Origin of the sequence: Streptomyces sp. NPDC002734, assembly GCF_040295685.1 — a bacterium.
Taxonomy (GTDB): domain Bacteria; phylum Actinomycetota; class Actinomycetes; order Streptomycetales; family Streptomycetaceae; genus Streptomyces.
Genome location: NZ_JBEOVU010000003.1, coordinates 201184 through 216131 on the forward strand (window position 1 = coordinate 201184; position 14948 = coordinate 216131).

Annotated in this window: 12 protein-coding genes; 10 read left to right on the top strand and 2 right to left on the bottom strand. The window is 71.2% G+C overall.

Annotation, left to right across the window (positions count from 1 at the left end):
• The first annotated feature begins 175 nt into the window (after positions 1-175).
• The 4 genes from ABT026_RS04210 (at position 176) to serA (ending at position 5503) form a co-directional block, all read left to right on the top strand.
• Positions 176-2026 (top strand): acetolactate synthase large subunit, encoded by a 1851-nt coding sequence (locus ABT026_RS04210; RefSeq protein WP_351111964.1) that lies wholly within the window; start codon positions 176-178, stop codon positions 2024-2026.
• Between the two features lie 20 nt (positions 2027-2046).
• The gene (gene ilvN, locus ABT026_RS04215) at positions 2047-2571 is read left to right on the top strand and encodes an acetolactate synthase small subunit (protein ID WP_108954261.1); all 525 of its coding nucleotides are present in this window, start codon (positions 2047-2049) and stop codon (positions 2569-2571) included.
• A 117-nt stretch (positions 2572-2688) separates the two neighbouring features.
• A complete protein-coding gene (gene ilvC / locus ABT026_RS04220) occupies positions 2689-3687 on the top strand; it encodes a ketol-acid reductoisomerase (protein WP_351111967.1) in 999 nt (332 codons plus the stop codon).
• A gap of 226 nt (positions 3688-3913) precedes the next feature.
• Positions 3914-5503 (top strand): phosphoglycerate dehydrogenase, encoded by a 1590-nt coding sequence (serA, locus tag ABT026_RS04225; RefSeq protein WP_351111969.1) that lies wholly within the window; start codon positions 3914-3916, stop codon positions 5501-5503.
• 135 nt (positions 5504-5638) lie between these two features.
• Here serA and ABT026_RS04230 read toward each other — a convergent pair whose 3' ends face one another.
• Entirely contained in the window at positions 5639-7159 is a 1521-nt protein-coding gene (locus ABT026_RS04230) for an MFS transporter (protein ID WP_351111971.1), read from the bottom strand.
• 95 nt (positions 7160-7254) lie between these two features.
• Between ABT026_RS04230 and ABT026_RS04235 the strand changes: the two genes are divergently transcribed.
• The gene (locus ABT026_RS04235; protein ID WP_351111973.1) at positions 7255-7842 is read left to right on the top strand and encodes a TetR/AcrR family transcriptional regulator; all 588 of its coding nucleotides are present in this window, start codon (positions 7255-7257) and stop codon (positions 7840-7842) included.
• Between the two features lie 24 nt (positions 7843-7866).
• Here the strand turns inward: ABT026_RS04235 and ABT026_RS04240 are convergent, their stop codons facing one another.
• Entirely contained in the window at positions 7867-8997 is a 1131-nt protein-coding gene (locus ABT026_RS04240) for a PucR family transcriptional regulator (RefSeq protein WP_351111975.1), read from the bottom strand.
• A gap of 149 nt (positions 8998-9146) precedes the next feature.
• Here ABT026_RS04240 and ABT026_RS04245 point away from each other — a divergent pair, with 149 nt between their 5' ends.
• The 5 genes from ABT026_RS04245 to ABT026_RS04265 all read left to right on the top strand — a co-directional run bounded on the left by ABT026_RS04245 (position 9147) and on the right by ABT026_RS04265 (position 14751).
• A complete protein-coding gene (locus ABT026_RS04245; protein WP_351111977.1) occupies positions 9147-10073 on the top strand; it encodes a proline dehydrogenase family protein in 927 nt (308 codons plus the stop codon).
• 57 nt (positions 10074-10130) lie between these two features.
• Positions 10131-11762: an L-glutamate gamma-semialdehyde dehydrogenase gene (gene pruA, locus ABT026_RS04250; protein WP_351111979.1), complete on the top strand. Its 1632-nt coding sequence runs from the start codon at positions 10131-10133 to the stop codon at positions 11760-11762.
• 339 nt (positions 11763-12101) lie between these two features.
• A complete protein-coding gene (locus tag ABT026_RS04255) occupies positions 12102-12254 on the top strand; it encodes a hypothetical protein (RefSeq protein WP_351111981.1) in 153 nt (50 codons plus the stop codon).
• Between the two features lie 90 nt (positions 12255-12344).
• Positions 12345-13388 carry a 3-isopropylmalate dehydrogenase gene (locus ABT026_RS04260; RefSeq protein WP_351111983.1) on the top strand — a complete coding sequence of 348 codons (1044 nt, stop codon included), beginning with the start codon at positions 12345-12347 and terminating at the stop codon, positions 13386-13388.
• A gap of 268 nt (positions 13389-13656) precedes the next feature.
• The gene (locus ABT026_RS04265) at positions 13657-14751 is read left to right on the top strand and encodes a branched-chain amino acid aminotransferase (RefSeq protein ID WP_351111985.1); all 1095 of its coding nucleotides are present in this window, start codon (positions 13657-13659) and stop codon (positions 14749-14751) included.
• Positions 14752-14948 lie beyond the last annotated feature (197 nt).

The window sequence follows — 14948 nt, forward strand, 5'->3', positions numbered from 1 at the left end:
CGGCTGAGCTGGACCTCCGGAGGAGAACCGGAGATCCAGCGCCCTACCGCCCGACGCGCTCCCCTCGCTTGCCTCACGGCACGAGGGGTTTTTTGTTGCACGGGGGCGACGCGCCCAGAGAACAGAACTCGCGAAAAGCTCGCACACACCACCTCGCATCGAGAAGAGAATGCCGATGACCGAGCAGGCCACCGGGGCCCACCATCCGCAGCCGCGGCCCCGCAACGGAGGACTCCAGCAGTCGCCGACCGAGCACGTCACGGGCGCCCAGTCGCTCATCCGCTCGCTCGAGGAGGTAGGGGTCGACACGGTCTTCGGCATTCCCGGCGGCACGATCCTTCCGGCGTACGACCCGATGATGGACTCCACCCGGGTGCGCCACGTCCTGGTCCGGCACGAGCAGGGCGCCGGCCACGCGGCCACCGGTTACGCGCAGGCCACCGGCAAGGTCGGCGTCTGCATGGCCACCTCGGGACCGGGCGCCACCAACCTGGTCACCCCGATCGCCGACGCCAACATGGACTCGGTGCCGCTGGTCGCGATCACCGGGCAGGTCGTGTCCGCGGCGATCGGGACGGACGCCTTCCAGGAGGCGGACATCGTCGGCATCACCATGCCGATCACCAAGCACAGCTTCCTGGTCACCCGCGCCGAGGAGATCCCCCGGGTCATCGCCGAGGCCTTCCACATCGCCTCCACCGGCCGCCCCGGCCCGGTCCTGGTCGACATCCCGAAGGACATCCTCCAGACGAAGACCACCTTCTCCTGGCCCCCGGCCGTCGACCTGCCGGGCTACCGTCCGGTGACCAAGCCGCACGCCAAGCAGATCCGCGAGGCCGCCCGGCTGATCACCTCGGCGAAGCGTCCCGTGCTCTACGTCGGCGGCGGCGTCCTCAAGGCCGGCGCCACCGCCGAGCTGAAGGTGCTCGCGGAGCTGACCGCGGCGCCGGTCACCACCACGCTGATGGCGCTGGGCGCGTTCCCCGACAGCCACCCGCAGCACCTGGGCATGCCGGGCATGCACGGCTCGGTCGCCGCGGTCACCGCCCTCCAGAAGGCCGACCTGATCGTCGCCCTCGGCGCCCGCTTCGACGACCGCGTCACCGGCAAGCTGGACAGCTTCGCCCCGCACGCGAAGATCGTCCACGCGGACATCGACCCGGCGGAGATCGGCAAGAACCGCGAGGCGGACGTCCCGATCGTCGGCGACGCCCGCGAGGTGATCGCCGACCTGGTCCAGGCCGTGCAGAAGGAGCACTCCGAGGGGCACCGCGCCGACCTGGGCGCCTGGTGGGTCGACCTGGACCGGTGGCGGGAGAACTACCCGCTGGGCTACGAGCTGCCCTCCGACGGCTCGCTCTCCCCGCAGCAGGTCATCGAGCGGATCGGGCAGCTCGCCCCCGAGGGCACGATCTTCACCGCGGGCGTCGGCCAGCACCAGATGTGGGCGGCCCACTTCCTGCAGCACGATAGCCCGGCCACCTGGCTGAACTCCGGCGGCGCCGGGACCATGGGCTACGCGGTCCCCGCCGCGATGGGCGCCAAGGCCGGCCGGCCGGAGCGCGCGGTCTGGGCGATCGACGGCGACGGCTGTTTCCAGATGACCAACCAGGAGCTCACCACCTGCGCCCTGAACGACATCCCGATCAAGGTCGCCGTCATCAACAACGGCGCCCTGGGGATGGTCCGCCAGTGGCAGACGCTCTTCTACAACCAGCGCTACTCCAACACCGTGCTGCACTCCGGCCCCGGTGCCGACCAGAAGGGCCCGAGCGCCGGCACCCGCGTCCCCGACTTCGTCAAGCTGTCCGAGGCGATGGGCTGCTACGCCATCCGCTGCGAGTCGCCCGAGGACCTCGACAAGGTCATCGAGGAGGCCAACTCCATCAACGACCGCCCCGTCGTCGTGGACTTCATCGTCCACGAGGACGCGATGGTCTGGCCGATGGTCGCGGCCGGCACCTCCAACGACGAGATCATGGCCGCACGGGACGTCCGCCCCGACTTCGGCGACAACGAAGAGTGATGGGACGAGGAACACCTGACATGTCGAAGCACACGCTCTCCGTCCTGGTGCAGAACACCCCGGGCATCCTGGCGCGGATCGCCGCGCTCTTCTCCCGCCGCGGGTTCAACATCGACTCGCTCGCCGTGGGCGTCACCGAGCACCCCGACATCTCCCGCATCACCATCGTGGTCGGCGTCGAGGACCTGCCGCTCGAGCAGGTCACCAAGCAGCTCAACAAGCTGGTCAACGTCCTGAAGATCGTCGAGCTGGACCCGGTCCAGTCGGTCCGGCGCCAGCTGGTCCTGGTCAAGGTGCGCGCGGACAACGAGACCCGTTCGCAGATCACCCAGATCGTCGACCTGTTCCGCGCCAAGACGGTGGACGTCTCCCCGGAGGCCGTCACCATCGAGGCGACCGGCGGCAGCGACAAGCTCGAGGCCATGCTCCGGATGCTGGAGCCCTACGGCATCAAGGAGCTGGTGCAGTCCGGGACGATCGCCATAGGGCGTGGCGCGCGGTCGATCACCGACCGCTCGCTGCGCGCCGTCGAGCGCGCCTCCTGACCTGCTCCGCACCTCAGGAACCACCGGCTCGCCCGCATGGCGAGACCGTCAGCCCTCTTCCGCCGCCCGGTCATACGCTGGGCGCAGCACCTGTGACACAACTAGGAGTGAACCGAAGTGGCCGAGCTGTTCTACGACGCCGATGCCGACCTGTCCATCATCCAGGGCCGCAAGGTCGCGGTCATCGGCTACGGCAGCCAGGGCCACGCCCACGCCCTGTCGCTGCGTGACTCGGGTGTCGACGTCCGCGTCGGTCTGCACGAGGGCTCCAGGTCCAAGGCGAAGGCCGAGGAGCAGGGCCTGCGCGTGGTCACCCCGGCCGAGGCCGCGGCCGAGGCCGACGTCGTGATGATCCTGGTCCCGGACCCGATCCAGTCGCAGGTCTACGAGGAGTCCATCAAGGACAACCTGAAGGACGGCGACGCGCTGTTCTTCGGCCACGGCTTCAACATCCGGTTCGGCTTCATCAAGGCCCCGGCCGGCGTCGACATCTGCATGGTCGCCCCCAAGGGCCCGGGCCACCTGGTGCGCCGTCAGTACGAGGAGGGCCGCGGCGTCCCCTGCATCGCGGCCGTCGAGCAGGACGCCAGCGGCAACGCCTTCGCGCTGGCCCTGTCGTACGCCAAGGCGATCGGCGGCACCCGCGCCGGCGTCATCAAGACGACCTTCACCGAGGAGACCGAGACCGACCTGTTCGGCGAGCAGGCCGTGCTCTGCGGCGGCACCGCGGCGCTGGTCAAGGCGGGCTTCGAGACCCTCACCGAGGCGGGCTACCAGCCGGAGATCGCCTACTTCGAGTGCCTCCACGAGCTGAAGCTGATCGTCGACCTCATGTACGAGGGCGGCCTGGAGAAGATGCGCTGGTCGGTCTCCGAGACCGCCGAGTGGGGCGACTACGTCACCGGCCCGCGGATCATCACCGACGCCACCAAGGCCGAGATGAAGAAGGTCCTCGCCGAGATCCAGGACGGCACCTTCGCGCAGCAGTGGATGGACGAGTACCACGGCGGTCTGAAGAAGTACAACGAGTACAAGGACCAGGACTCCCAGCACCTGCTGGAGACCACCGGCAAGGAGCTGCGCAAGCTCATGAGCTGGGTGGACGAGGAGGCCTGAGCCGCCCGGCGGGGCCGGAGCACCGCTCCGGCCCCGTTCTCCCGTCCGTGCGGAAACCGCACGGACGGGTGATCCTTCCGCAGGGGCGCGGGACGACGACCGGGGCCCCACTACACTGCACTGCATACGCGTCAGGCCCACAGCGTCGTGCGTCTTCCACGCGGCTAGCACCCCTCCACGCCTGCGGCCGTCGGGACGGCCGTCCGCAACGCAATTGAGGACTCACGTGAGCTCGAAACCTGTCGTACTCATCGCTGAAGAGCTGTCGCCCGCCACTGTCGACGCGCTCGGTCCGGACTTCGAGATCCGGCACTGCAACGGAGCCGACCGGAGCGAACTGCTCCCGGCCATCGCCGACGTCGACGCGATCCTGATCCGCTCGGCCACCAAGGTCGACGCCGAGGCCATCGCCGCCGCGTCCCGCCTGAAGGTCGTCGCCCGCGCGGGCGTCGGCCTCGACAACGTCGACGTCTCCGCCGCCACCAAGGCCGGCGTGATGGTCGTCAACGCACCCACCTCGAACATCGTGACCGCGGCCGAGCTGGCCTGCGGCCTGCTCCTCGCCACGGCCCGCAACATCCCGCAGGCCAACGCCGCGCTCAAGAACGGCGAGTGGAAGCGGAACAAGTACACCGGCGTCGAGCTGGCGGAGAAGACCCTCGGTGTGGTGGGCCTCGGCCGCATCGGCGCCCTGGTCGCCCAGCGGATGTCGGCCTTCGGCATGAAGGTCGTCGCCTACGACCCGTACGTGCAGCCCGCCCGGGCCGCGCAGATGGGCGTCAAGGTGCTGACGCTGGACGAGCTGCTCGAGGTCTCCGACTTCATCACCGTCCACCTCCCCAAGACCCCCGAGACGCTCGGCCTGATCGGCGACGAGGCGCTGCGCAAGGTCAAGCCGACCGTGCGCATCGTCAACGCCGCGCGCGGCGGCATCGTCGACGAGGAGGCGCTGTACTCGGCGCTCAAGGAGGGCCGGGTGGCCGGCGCCGGCCTCGACGTCTACGCGAAGGAGCCCTGCACGGACTCCCCGCTCTTCGAGTTCGACCAGGTCGTCTCCACCCCGCACCTCGGCGCGTCCACGGACGAGGCGCAGGAGAAGGCCGGCATCGCCGTCGCCCGCTCGGTGCGTCTGGCGCTCGCCGGCGAGCTGGTGCCGGACGCGGTCAACGTCCAGGGCGGCGTGATCGCCGAGGACGTCAAGCCGGGTCTGCCGCTGGCCGAGCGGCTGGGCCGCATCTTCACGGCGCTGGCCGGTGAGGTCGCGGTGCGGCTCGACGTCGAGGTGTACGGCGAGATCACCCAGCACGACGTCAAGGTGCTGGAACTCTCGGCGCTCAAGGGCGTGTTCGAGGACGTCGTCGAGGACACCGTCTCCTACGTCAACGCCCCGCTGTTCGCGCAGGAGCGCGGCGTCGAGGTGCGGCTGACCACCAGCTCCGAGTCCCCGGACTTCCGGAACGTGGTCACCGTCCGCGGCACCCTGGGCAACGGCGCCGAGGTGTCGGTCTCCGGCACGCTGGCCGGGCCGAAGCACCACCAGAAGCTGGTCGCCGTCGGCGAGTTCGACGTGGACCTGGCGCTCACCGACCACATGGTGGTGCTGCGCTACGCGGACCGTCCCGGCGTGGTCGGCACGGTCGGCCGGGTGCTCGGCGAGTCCGGCGTCAACATCGCCGGCATGCAGGTCGCCCGTGCGGCGGCCGGCGGCGAGGCGCTCGCGGTGCTGACAGTCGACGACACGGTGCCGGCGGCGGTGCTGTCGGAGCTGGCCGAGGAGATCGGCGCGACCTCCGCCCGGGCCATCAACCTCACCTGAGCGACCGCCCCTCGGGGCACGGGGAAGGACCCGCCCGCCGCGTGAAGCGGTGGACGGGTCCTTCCCCGTTTCCCGGAAGACCGGTGACGTCCCCTTCCTGCCCGTTCCCGCTCCGGCCTGTTCCCGGCCGGCCGCTCAGTCGCGGTCGCCGCAGTCGGCGGCCGGCCGGATCCCGCGGAGGGTGAGCGCGGCCGCCACCGCGGCCACGGTGAGCAGCGCCGCACCGGTCAGGCCCGCCACGTGCATGCTGTCGGTGAACGCCGCCCGCGCCGCCTGGGCCAGCGCCTCGCCCGCCCGGCCGGGCAGTTCGGCGGCGGTGGCCAGCGCGCCGCCGAGGGTCTCCCGTGCCGTCCCCGGGGCCGAGGCCGGCATGGCGTCCCGGTACACGGCGGTGCCCACGGACCCCAGCACGGCCATGCCCAGCGCGCCACCGAACTCCGCGCCCGTCTCCAGCACGGAGGAGGCGGTGCCCGCCTTGTCCACCGGCGCGGCGCCCAGCGCCAGGTCCGTCATCTGCGACATGACCAGGACGATGCCGCAGGCCAGCACCCCCGCGGCGACCAGGATCAGCACCAGCGAGTCGGTCCCGGGGGCGGCGAACAGCGCGTAACCGGCGGCGGCGACGGCGAATCCGGCGGTGACCACGTGGACCCGGGGCACGCCCTTCTGGACCGCCGCGGCGGCGGCCGGCGCGGCGGCGCCGATCGGCAGGGAGGGCGCCAGCGACCACAGGGCGGCCTCCAGGGCGCTCATGCCCAGCACCGACTGCAGGTACTGCGTGGTGAAGAAGGAGGAGCCCATCATGCCCAGCGCGGAGACGGCGTTGAGCGCCACCGCCGGGCCGAAGCCGCGCGAGCGGAACAGGCCGCGCGGGATCATCGGGGAGGCCGCCCTCCTCTGACGCCACACGAAGAGCGCCCCGAACAGCAGTCCGGCCCCGAGGAACGCGCCCTGCTCGGGCTCCCAGTCGTGGGAGGCGAACTCCTTGACGCCGTGGATGAGCGGCAGTACCGCCGCCAGCGAGAGCGGCACGCTCAGCAGGTCGAACCGGCCCGGCGTGGGGTCCTTGGACTCCGGCAGCACCACCGGACCGAGGACCAGCAGCAGCGCCATGGCGGGCAGGTTGACCAGGAACACCGAGCCCCACCAGAAGAACTCCACCAGCAGGCCGCTCATCACCGAGCCGAGCGCGACGCCGCCGGTCATCACCGCGCTCCACACACCGATCGCCTGGGCGCGCTGGCCCGGGTCGGTGAACATCGTGCGCAGCAGCGCCATGGTGGACGGCATCAGGGTGGCCCCGCCGATGCCGAGGACGGCGCGCGCGGCGATCAGCGTCTGCGCGCTGTCGGCGTAGGCGGCGACCAGCGAGGCCGCGCCGAACGCCGCCGCCCCGAACAGCAGCAGCCTCCGGCGGCCGATGCGGTCGCCGAGCGAGCCCATGGTCATCAGCAGGCCGGCCAGGACGAAGGCGTAGATGTCGAAGATCCAGAGCTGCTCGGTGCCGGTGGGCGCGAGGTCCGCGTTGATCGCGGGGATCGCGAAGAACAGGACCGAGACGTCCATCGAGACCAGCAGCAGCGGCAGCATCAGGACCGCCAGCGCGGTCCACTCACGGCGTCCGGCCCGGGCCGGAGAAGGCGTTGTCGTCGTCATGGCAGTGACGGTACACGCGTCTTATACGCTTGTCTATGACGCCTGTATAAGACAGGCGTCAGGGACGCCTGTACAGGGACGGATAAGGTGGGCACATGGGTCATCGTGAGGATCTGCTCGACGGCGCCAAGCGCTGTCTGCGGGAGAAGGGTTTCGCCCGGACCACCGCGCGCGACATCGTGCGGGAGTCGGGGGCCAACCTGGCGTCGATCGGCTACCACTACGGGTCCAAGGACGCCCTGCTCGCCCAGGCGTACGTGGGGCTGATGGAGGAACAGGCCGAGCACTTCGACTGGGAGGCCGCCGCGGCCGGGACGGCTCCGGGCTCGCCGGAGCGGATCCGGAAGGTGCTGACGACGGTCGTCGAGTCGTTCGACCGGCCCGACGCGGTCTGGCACCTCAGCATCGAGGTCATCACCATGGGGGACCGGTTCCCGGAGATCACCCGCAACCTGGTCGCTGCCCAGCGGGAGGGCGGCCGCGGCCTCGCCGCGCTGCTGCTGGGGCTTCCGGAGGAGAGCCTCGACGATGAGACGACCGACACCGTCGGAAGCCTGATCATGGTGCTGCTCGCGGGCATGATCGCCCAGCACTCGCTGGACCCCGCCCTCGCCCCGACCGGCGATCAGCTCACGGACGGCCTGTTCCGGCTGGTCGGCGGCCCGCCCGCACAGGAGCGCTGACCGGTGGCCGCCCGGAGCCGGCGGTCAGAGGCGGGCGGCCTTGACGCCCATGTGGAGCAGCAGGCGGTGCTCGCCGTCGTCGAGGTCGAGGCCGGTGAGCTGCTCCACGCGGGAGAGCCGGTAGTAGAGCGTCTGCCGGTGGATGCCCAGGGCGGCTGCGGTGCGGCCCGCCTGGCCGGCGTGGTCGAGGTAGACCTCGACCGTGCGGGCGAGTTCCGGACGGTCGAGCAGCTCGCGCAGCGCCGTGTCCTCGGCCGCGCCCGCGGGAAGCCGGGTGAGCAGGCGGTACGGGCCGATCGCCGACCACTGCGCCACCGGCCCCAGACGCGGCTCCGCCGTGACGGCGCGGGCTGCGGCCAGCGCCTGGTCCCACAGCTCGCCCGTCTCCCCGGCCCCGCGCCGCGGCCCGCCCACCCCGGCCGCGGAGCCGGGCGCCAGCCGGGCCGCGGCGGTCAGCACCGAGGCCGGCACCTCCGCGCCGGTGCGCACCCGCACCAGCAGCGCCAGCATCTGCGGGCCGCCGGTCAGCGGTGCCGCGACGGCCGCCGCGGTGCCCGGCACCCGGCGCGCCGACGGCGGCTCCTCCTCGGTCCACGGCGTCACGCACAGCACGGTGTACAGGTCGCCCGCGTCCGGCCCGAGGGCCGACCGGAGCGCGCCCAGCGCCGTCTCCCGCTCCCGCCCCTCCCCGCCGCTCTCCAGGACCCGGCGGAACTCCCGGGTCACCGCGTCCTCGGCGGACGCCTCCTCGGCGAGCAGCGCGCCGATCCGCCCGGCGACCCGCATGGCCGCCGCCAGCTGGGCCTCGGTGGGGCCCGGGTCCGGTTCCAGCAGCCAGACGTACCCCTGGACGACGTCCCGGGAGCGGGCCGGCAGGCAGATCCGGCCCCGCAGCACTCCCGCCTCCGGCGCCGGAGGGATCCGCACCGGACCCGTCGCCCGGGCGATGCCGAAGCCCTCGAACCAGGCCCTGACCTGTGCTGACGAGCTGCGCGCCAGGATGGTCCTGGTCCGCACGGGGTCCAGCGCCGCCTCGTCGCCGAGGCCGTCGTGCACCCCGAAGGCGATCAGACCGAAGTCGCGCCCCTCGAGGGTGGCCGGCACGCCCAGCAGGGCGGAGATCTCGTCGACCAGTTCCTGGTAGTCCGGTTTCACGGCTCCATTGTCCTCCCTCTTCATACAGATGTCTGAGAGGAAAGGCGTCGATCCGTGACAGGTGTCGATAGGTGAAACGGAACCTGGATCCCTACCGTTCGAATCGGCGGTCCACGCCCTCGTCACTTTCGTATTTCCAGGAGGTCCCCGTGCTGGGTCCCGTGATTCTCGCCGCCTCGCGCAGCGACAGGATGCGTCGTCTGGTCACCGCGGCCCCGGGCACCAAGCAGGTCGTCGACCGGTTCATCCCCGGCGAGACCGTCGGCGACGTCCTGCCCATCGTCCGCGAGCTCACCGAGCAGGGCCTGGAGCTCACCATGGACGTGGTGGGCGAGGACATCACCACGCCCGAGCAGGCCGAGGCGGCCCGCGACGCCTACCTGGAGCTGATCGCCAGCCTTGAGGAGATGGAGCTCGGCGCCCGCGTCGAGATGTCCGTCAAGCTGTCGATGTTCGGCCAGGACCTGGAGAACGGCGTCGAGCTCTCCCGCGCCAACGTCCGCCCGGTCGTCGAGGCCGCCGCCGCGATCGGCACCACGGTCACCCTGGACGCCGAGGACCACACCACCATCGACAAGATGCTGGCCACCCACGCCTGGCTGCGCGAGGACTTCCCGCAGACCGGCTGCGTGATCCAGGCGATGCTGTACCGCACCGAGGAGGACGCCCGCGCTCTCGCGGCGAGCGGCAGCCGGGTGCGCATCGTCAAGGGCGCCTACAAGGAGCCCGCCGAGGTGGCCTACCAGTCGAAGGCCGAGATCGACAAGGCGTACGTGCGGATCATGAAGATCCTCATGGAGGGCGACGGCTACCCCATGATCGGTTCGCACGACCCGCGGATGATCTCCATCGGACAGGAGCTCGCGCGCCGCGCAGGGCGCAAGATGGACGAGTACGAGTTTCAGATGCTGTTCGGCATCCGCGGCGACGAATCGCTGCGTCTCGCCGCCGAGGGTCACCGGATGCGTGTCTACACCGCGTACGGCACCGACTGGTACGGCTACTTCATGCGCCGTCTCGCGGAGAAGCCGTCGAACCTCCGGTTCTTCCTGCGTTCGATGGTCAGCAAGGGCTGAGCCCCGCACCGCCCGACCGCACCCACCGCTCAGAGCTCTCACAAGGAGAAGGAACCCATGGACGCTGTGACCCAGGTCCCCACGCCCGTGAACGAGCCGGTGCACGGCTACGCCCCCGGCTCGGCCGAGCGCTCCCGGCTGGAGGCCAAGCTCAAGGAGCTGGCCGACAACCCGATCGAGCTCCCGATGACCATCGGCGGCGTCAAGCGCCTCGGTGGCGGCGAGGAGTTCAAGGTCGTCCAGCCGCACAACCACCAGGCGGTCATCGGCACCGGCCGTCACGCCACCGAGCAGGACGCCCAGGACGCCATCGACGCGGCCCTGGCCGCCGCCCCGGCCTGGCGCGCCATGTCCTTCGACGACCGCGCCGCCATCATCCTGCGCGCCGCCGAGCTGCTGTCCGGTCCGTGGCGCGAGACGCTGGCCGCCTCCACCATGCTCGGCCAGGGCAAGACCGCCCAGCAGGCCGAGATCGACACCCCCTGCGAGCTGGTCGACTTCTGGCGCTTCAACGTGCACTACGCGCGCCAGATCCTCGCCGAGCAGCCCCCGGCCAACTCCCCGGGCGTCTGGAACCGGCTGGACCACCGCCCGCTCGAGGGCTTCGTCTACGCGATCACGCCGTTCAACTTCACGGCCATCGCCGCCAACCTGCCGACCGCGCCCGCGCTGATGGGCAACGTCGTGGTGTGGAAGCCGTCCCCGACGCAGACCCACGCCGCCGTCCTCACCATGCGCCTGCTGGAGGAGGCCGGTCTGCCCAAGGGCGTCATCAACCTGGTCACCGGTGACGGCATCGCGGTCTCGGAGGTCGCGCTGAACCACCGCGACCTGGCCGGCATCCACTTCACCGGCTCGACGAAGACCTTCCAGCACCTGTGGAAGACGGTCGGCGCCAACATCGAGAACTACCGCGCCTACCCCCGCCTGGTCGGCGAGACCGGCGGCAAGGACTTCGTCGTCGCCCACCCGAGCGCCGACCGCGCCGTGCTGAAGACCGCGCTGACCCGCGGCTCCTTCGAGTACCAGGGCCAGAAGTGCTCCGCCAGCTCGCGCGCCTACATCCCGGCCTCCATCTGGAACGACGGGTTCAAGGAGGAGTTCGCGGCCGAGGTCGACGGCATCACGATGGGTGACGTCACCGACCTGTCGAACTTCCTCGGCGCCGTGATCGACGAGCGCGCCTTCGCCAAGAACAAGGCGGCCATCGACCGCGCCAAGGCCGACGACGCCTGCACGATCGTGGCCGGCGGCACCTACGACGACTCGGTCGGGTACTTCGTGCGTCCGACCGTCATCGAGTGCACCGACCCGGAGAACGAGGTGTTCACCACCGAGTACTTCGGTCCGATCCTTGCCGTCCACGTCTACGAGGACGACAAGTACGAGGAGATGCTGACCCAGATGGAGTCGGCCTCCGACTACGCCCTCACCGGCTCGGTCATCTCCGGCGACCGCGCCGCGGCCGCGTACACGATGGACAAGCTCCGCTACGCGGCGGGCAACTTCTACATCAACGACAAGTCGACCGGCGCCGTGGTCGGCCAGCAGCCGTTCGGCGGCGGCCGCGCCTCCGGCACCAACGACAAGGCCGGCGCCCCGCAGAACCTGCAGCGCTGGACCCTGACCCGGGCCATCAAGGAGACCCTGGTCGCGCCGACCGAGTACGGCTACCCGCACATGGGCTGACCGCTCGCACCGGACCGCTCCGCCCCCGCCTCTCCCCCACGAGGCGGGGGCGGAGCCCTTTTCGCACCGCCCGCCGCCTGCCGGGGTCCGCCTGCCGGGTGGGCCCCTTGTGCACATCTGAGCCCGTTGGGGTGGCATCTGTCTCGGATAGTAGGACGTCCGACTAATGGTGGAGACAACGGCGCTCGGCTCGCCTAGCTTTGTAGGAGCCGAACATGTCGCCCCATCCGGCGAACGGCGTTGGCGAGCCACGCCCCCGCGCAGGCCACCCCTGCGGCGTGACGCTCCCCGCCCCTTCCGGCGCTTCCGCCACTCTTCCTCCGAAGGAGCCGACGCGTCATGCCCGAGACCACCGCAGTCCAGCACGCCCACTCCGCCGCCCGTTCCCGCGCCCGCCGCTCCCGGCCGGCCGACGCCGACCGCCGCAACGCCGCGGCCGCCCTCCAGCGCGCCCTCGACCGCCGTGACAACGGCGGCGCGACCGGCCACTGAGCAGGCCGCACGACCAGCCCCCGAGGGGTCCGTTGTCCGCATCGCGGACGGCGCGTGCCACCCCTTGGGACAACGCACTAAGGTGCCGACATGTCTCGCAGCATCGATCTCGCAGTGATTCCCGGTGACGGCATCGGGCAGGAAGTCGTGGCCGAAGGCCTGAAGGTCCTCTCCGCCGTCCTCCCGCAGGATGTGAAGCTGGAGACCACGGAGTACGACTTCGGCGCCCGCCGCTACCACGCTACCGGTGAGACCCTCACCGACGACGACCTGGCCGCGCTCAAGGGGCACGACGCCATCCTGCTCGGCGCCATCGGCGACCCCTCCGTGCCGTCCGGCGTGCTGGAGCGCGGCTTCCTGCTCAAGCTCCGCTTCGCCTTCGACCACCACGTCAACCTCCGCCCGTCCAAGCTGCTGCCGGGTGTCGCCACCCCGCTGGCCGGCGAGCCGGAGATCGACTTCGTGGTCGTCCGCGAAGGCACCGAGGGCCCCTACACGGGCAACGGCGGCACCATCCGCAAGGGCACCGAGCACGAGGTGGCCACCGAGGTCTCGGTGAACACCGCCTACGGTGTCGAGCGCGTGGTCCGCGACGCCTTCGCCCGCGCCCAGGCCCGCCCGCGCAAGAAGCTGGCGCTCATCCACAAGAACAACGTGCTGACCTTCGCCGGTCACCTGTGGACCGACGTGTTCAACCGTGTCGCCCAGGAGTTCCCCGAGGTCACCACCGAGTACATGCACGTCGACGCGGCGACCATCTACCTGGTCACCCAGCCGGAGCGGTTCGACGTGATCGTCACCGACAACCTCTTCGGCGACATCGTCACCGACCTCGCCGCCGCCGTCTCCGGCGGAATCGGCGTGGCCGCCTCGGGCAACATCAACCCGAGCGGCCAGTACCCGTCCATGTTCGAGCCGGTCCACGGCTCGGCCCCGGACATCGCCGGCCAGGGCAAGGCCGACCCCACGGCCACCGTCCTGTCCGTCGCCCTCCTGCTGCGCCACCTCGGCCTGGACGCCGAGGCCGCGCGCATCGACGACGCGGTCGCCGCCGACCTGGTCGAGCGCGTGGGCCTGCCCGCCCGCTCCACCGAGGAGATCGGCGACGCGCTCGCCGCACGAGTAGCCGGCTAGCCCCCGGCCGCCCACCTACGAAAGCCGCCGGGACGCACCTCGCACCCGGCGGCTTCCGCCATGTCCCGCCGGGTGCCACCATCGAAACGCAGGGTCGTACCACCGCACCGTCCTTCACCGGGCACCCTCTTGCGATAATCGGACGTGGAGTCGCGTTCGATCATCGCCAGAACGTGCCGACCGGGCGTCCTGAGGGACGTCCGACGACGGCGGGAAGCACGAGCGGAGACGCGGCCCGTCACTACAACGGTGAAGGACAGTTCTGCTGATGACGACGACGCCCACGATCGAGCTCAAGCCCACCTCGCACCCGCTGCCCGCGGCCGAGCGGGAGGCCGTCCTGGCCAACCCCGGGTTCGGCCGCCACTTCACCGACCACATGGTGTCGGTCAAGTGGACCGAGGGCCGCGGCTGGCACGACGCCGAGCTCGTCCCCTACGGCCCGCTCTCCCTCGACCCGGCCAACATGACCCTGCACTACGCGCAGGAGATCTTCGAGGGGCTCAAGGCCTACCGCCGCGCCGACGGCTCGGTGGGCATCTTCCGCCCCGAGAAGAACGCCCTGCGCTTCCAGGCATCCGCCCGCCGGCTGGCCATGCCGGAGCTCCCGGTCGAGACCTTCATCGAGGCGTGCGACGCGCTGGTCCGGCAGGACGAGGCATGGGTCCCGGCGCACGGCGGCGAGGACTCGCTGTACCTGCGCCCGTTCATGATCGCCACCGAGGTGGGGCTGGGCGTCCGGCCGGCCAAGGAGTACCTGTTCCTGGTCATCGCCTCCCCGGCCGGCGCGTACTTCCCCGGCGGGGTCAAGCCGGTCTCCATCTGGGTCGCCGAGGAGCACGTGCGCGCGGTCCCCGGCGGCATGGGCGACGCCAAGACCGGCGGCAACTACGCCGCCTCCCTGATGGCCCAGGCCGAGGCCGCCAAGGTGGGCTGCGACCAGGTCTGCTACCTCGACGCCATCGAGCGCCGGTGGATCGAGGAGCTCGGCGGCATGAACCTGTACTTCGTCTACGAGGACCGGATCGTCACCCCGGCCCTCAGCGGCTCCATCCTCGAGGGCGTCACCCGTGACTCCCTGCTGCGGGTGGCCGCCGACCTCGGCCTCGCCCCCGAGGAGGGCAAGGTCTCCGTCGACCAGTGGCAGGCCGACGCGCAGAGCGGCGCCCTCCGTGAGGTCTTCGCCTGCGGCACCGCCGCCGTGATCACCCCGGTCGGCACGGTCAAGCGCAGCAGCGGCACGGAGTGGAAGCACGGCACCGGCGAGCCCGGCGAGGTCACCCTGCGCCTGCGCGACGCCCTGCTGGACATCCAGCGCGGCACCGCCGAGGACAAGCACGGCTGGATGCACAAGGTCTGCTGAGACCGCGAACGGCGGACCGACGGTGGTCCGGCGGACCAACCGCCCGGCGGCCCCGGGAAGCGCGCTGCGCTCCCCGGGGCCGCTTCGCGTGGTGGGACGGTTCGCCCGGATCCTGAGACACCCGGTTTGAGGCCGCGCAACCTGTGCCAGACTGGCGATGTGCCCTCGTTCGCCATGATTATCGGCAGCAGGCGCGC

Excerpts from the sequence above, each read along its gene's own strand:
- ABT026_RS04230 (WP_351111971.1), bottom strand. The coding sequence starts at position 7,159 with ATGACGACGACAACGCCTTCTCCGGCCCGGGCCGGACGCCGTGAGTGG.
- ABT026_RS04260 (WP_351111983.1), top strand. The coding sequence starts at position 12,345 with ATGTCTCGCAGCATCGATCTCGCAGTGATTCCCGGTGACGGCATCGGG.
- ABT026_RS04255 (WP_351111981.1), top strand. The coding sequence starts at position 12,102 with ATGCCCGAGACCACCGCAGTCCAGCACGCCCACTCCGCCGCCCGTTCC.
- ilvN (WP_108954261.1), top strand. The coding sequence starts at position 2,047 with ATGTCGAAGCACACGCTCTCCGTCCTGGTGCAGAACACCCCGGGCATC.
- ABT026_RS04235 (WP_351111973.1), top strand. The coding sequence starts at position 7,255 with ATGGGTCATCGTGAGGATCTGCTCGACGGCGCCAAGCGCTGTCTGCGG.
- pruA (WP_351111979.1), top strand. The coding sequence starts at position 10,131 with ATGGACGCTGTGACCCAGGTCCCCACGCCCGTGAACGAGCCGGTGCAC.
- ABT026_RS04265 (WP_351111985.1), top strand. The coding sequence starts at position 13,657 with ATGACGACGACGCCCACGATCGAGCTCAAGCCCACCTCGCACCCGCTG.
- ABT026_RS04210 (WP_351111964.1), top strand. The coding sequence starts at position 176 with ATGACCGAGCAGGCCACCGGGGCCCACCATCCGCAGCCGCGGCCCCGC.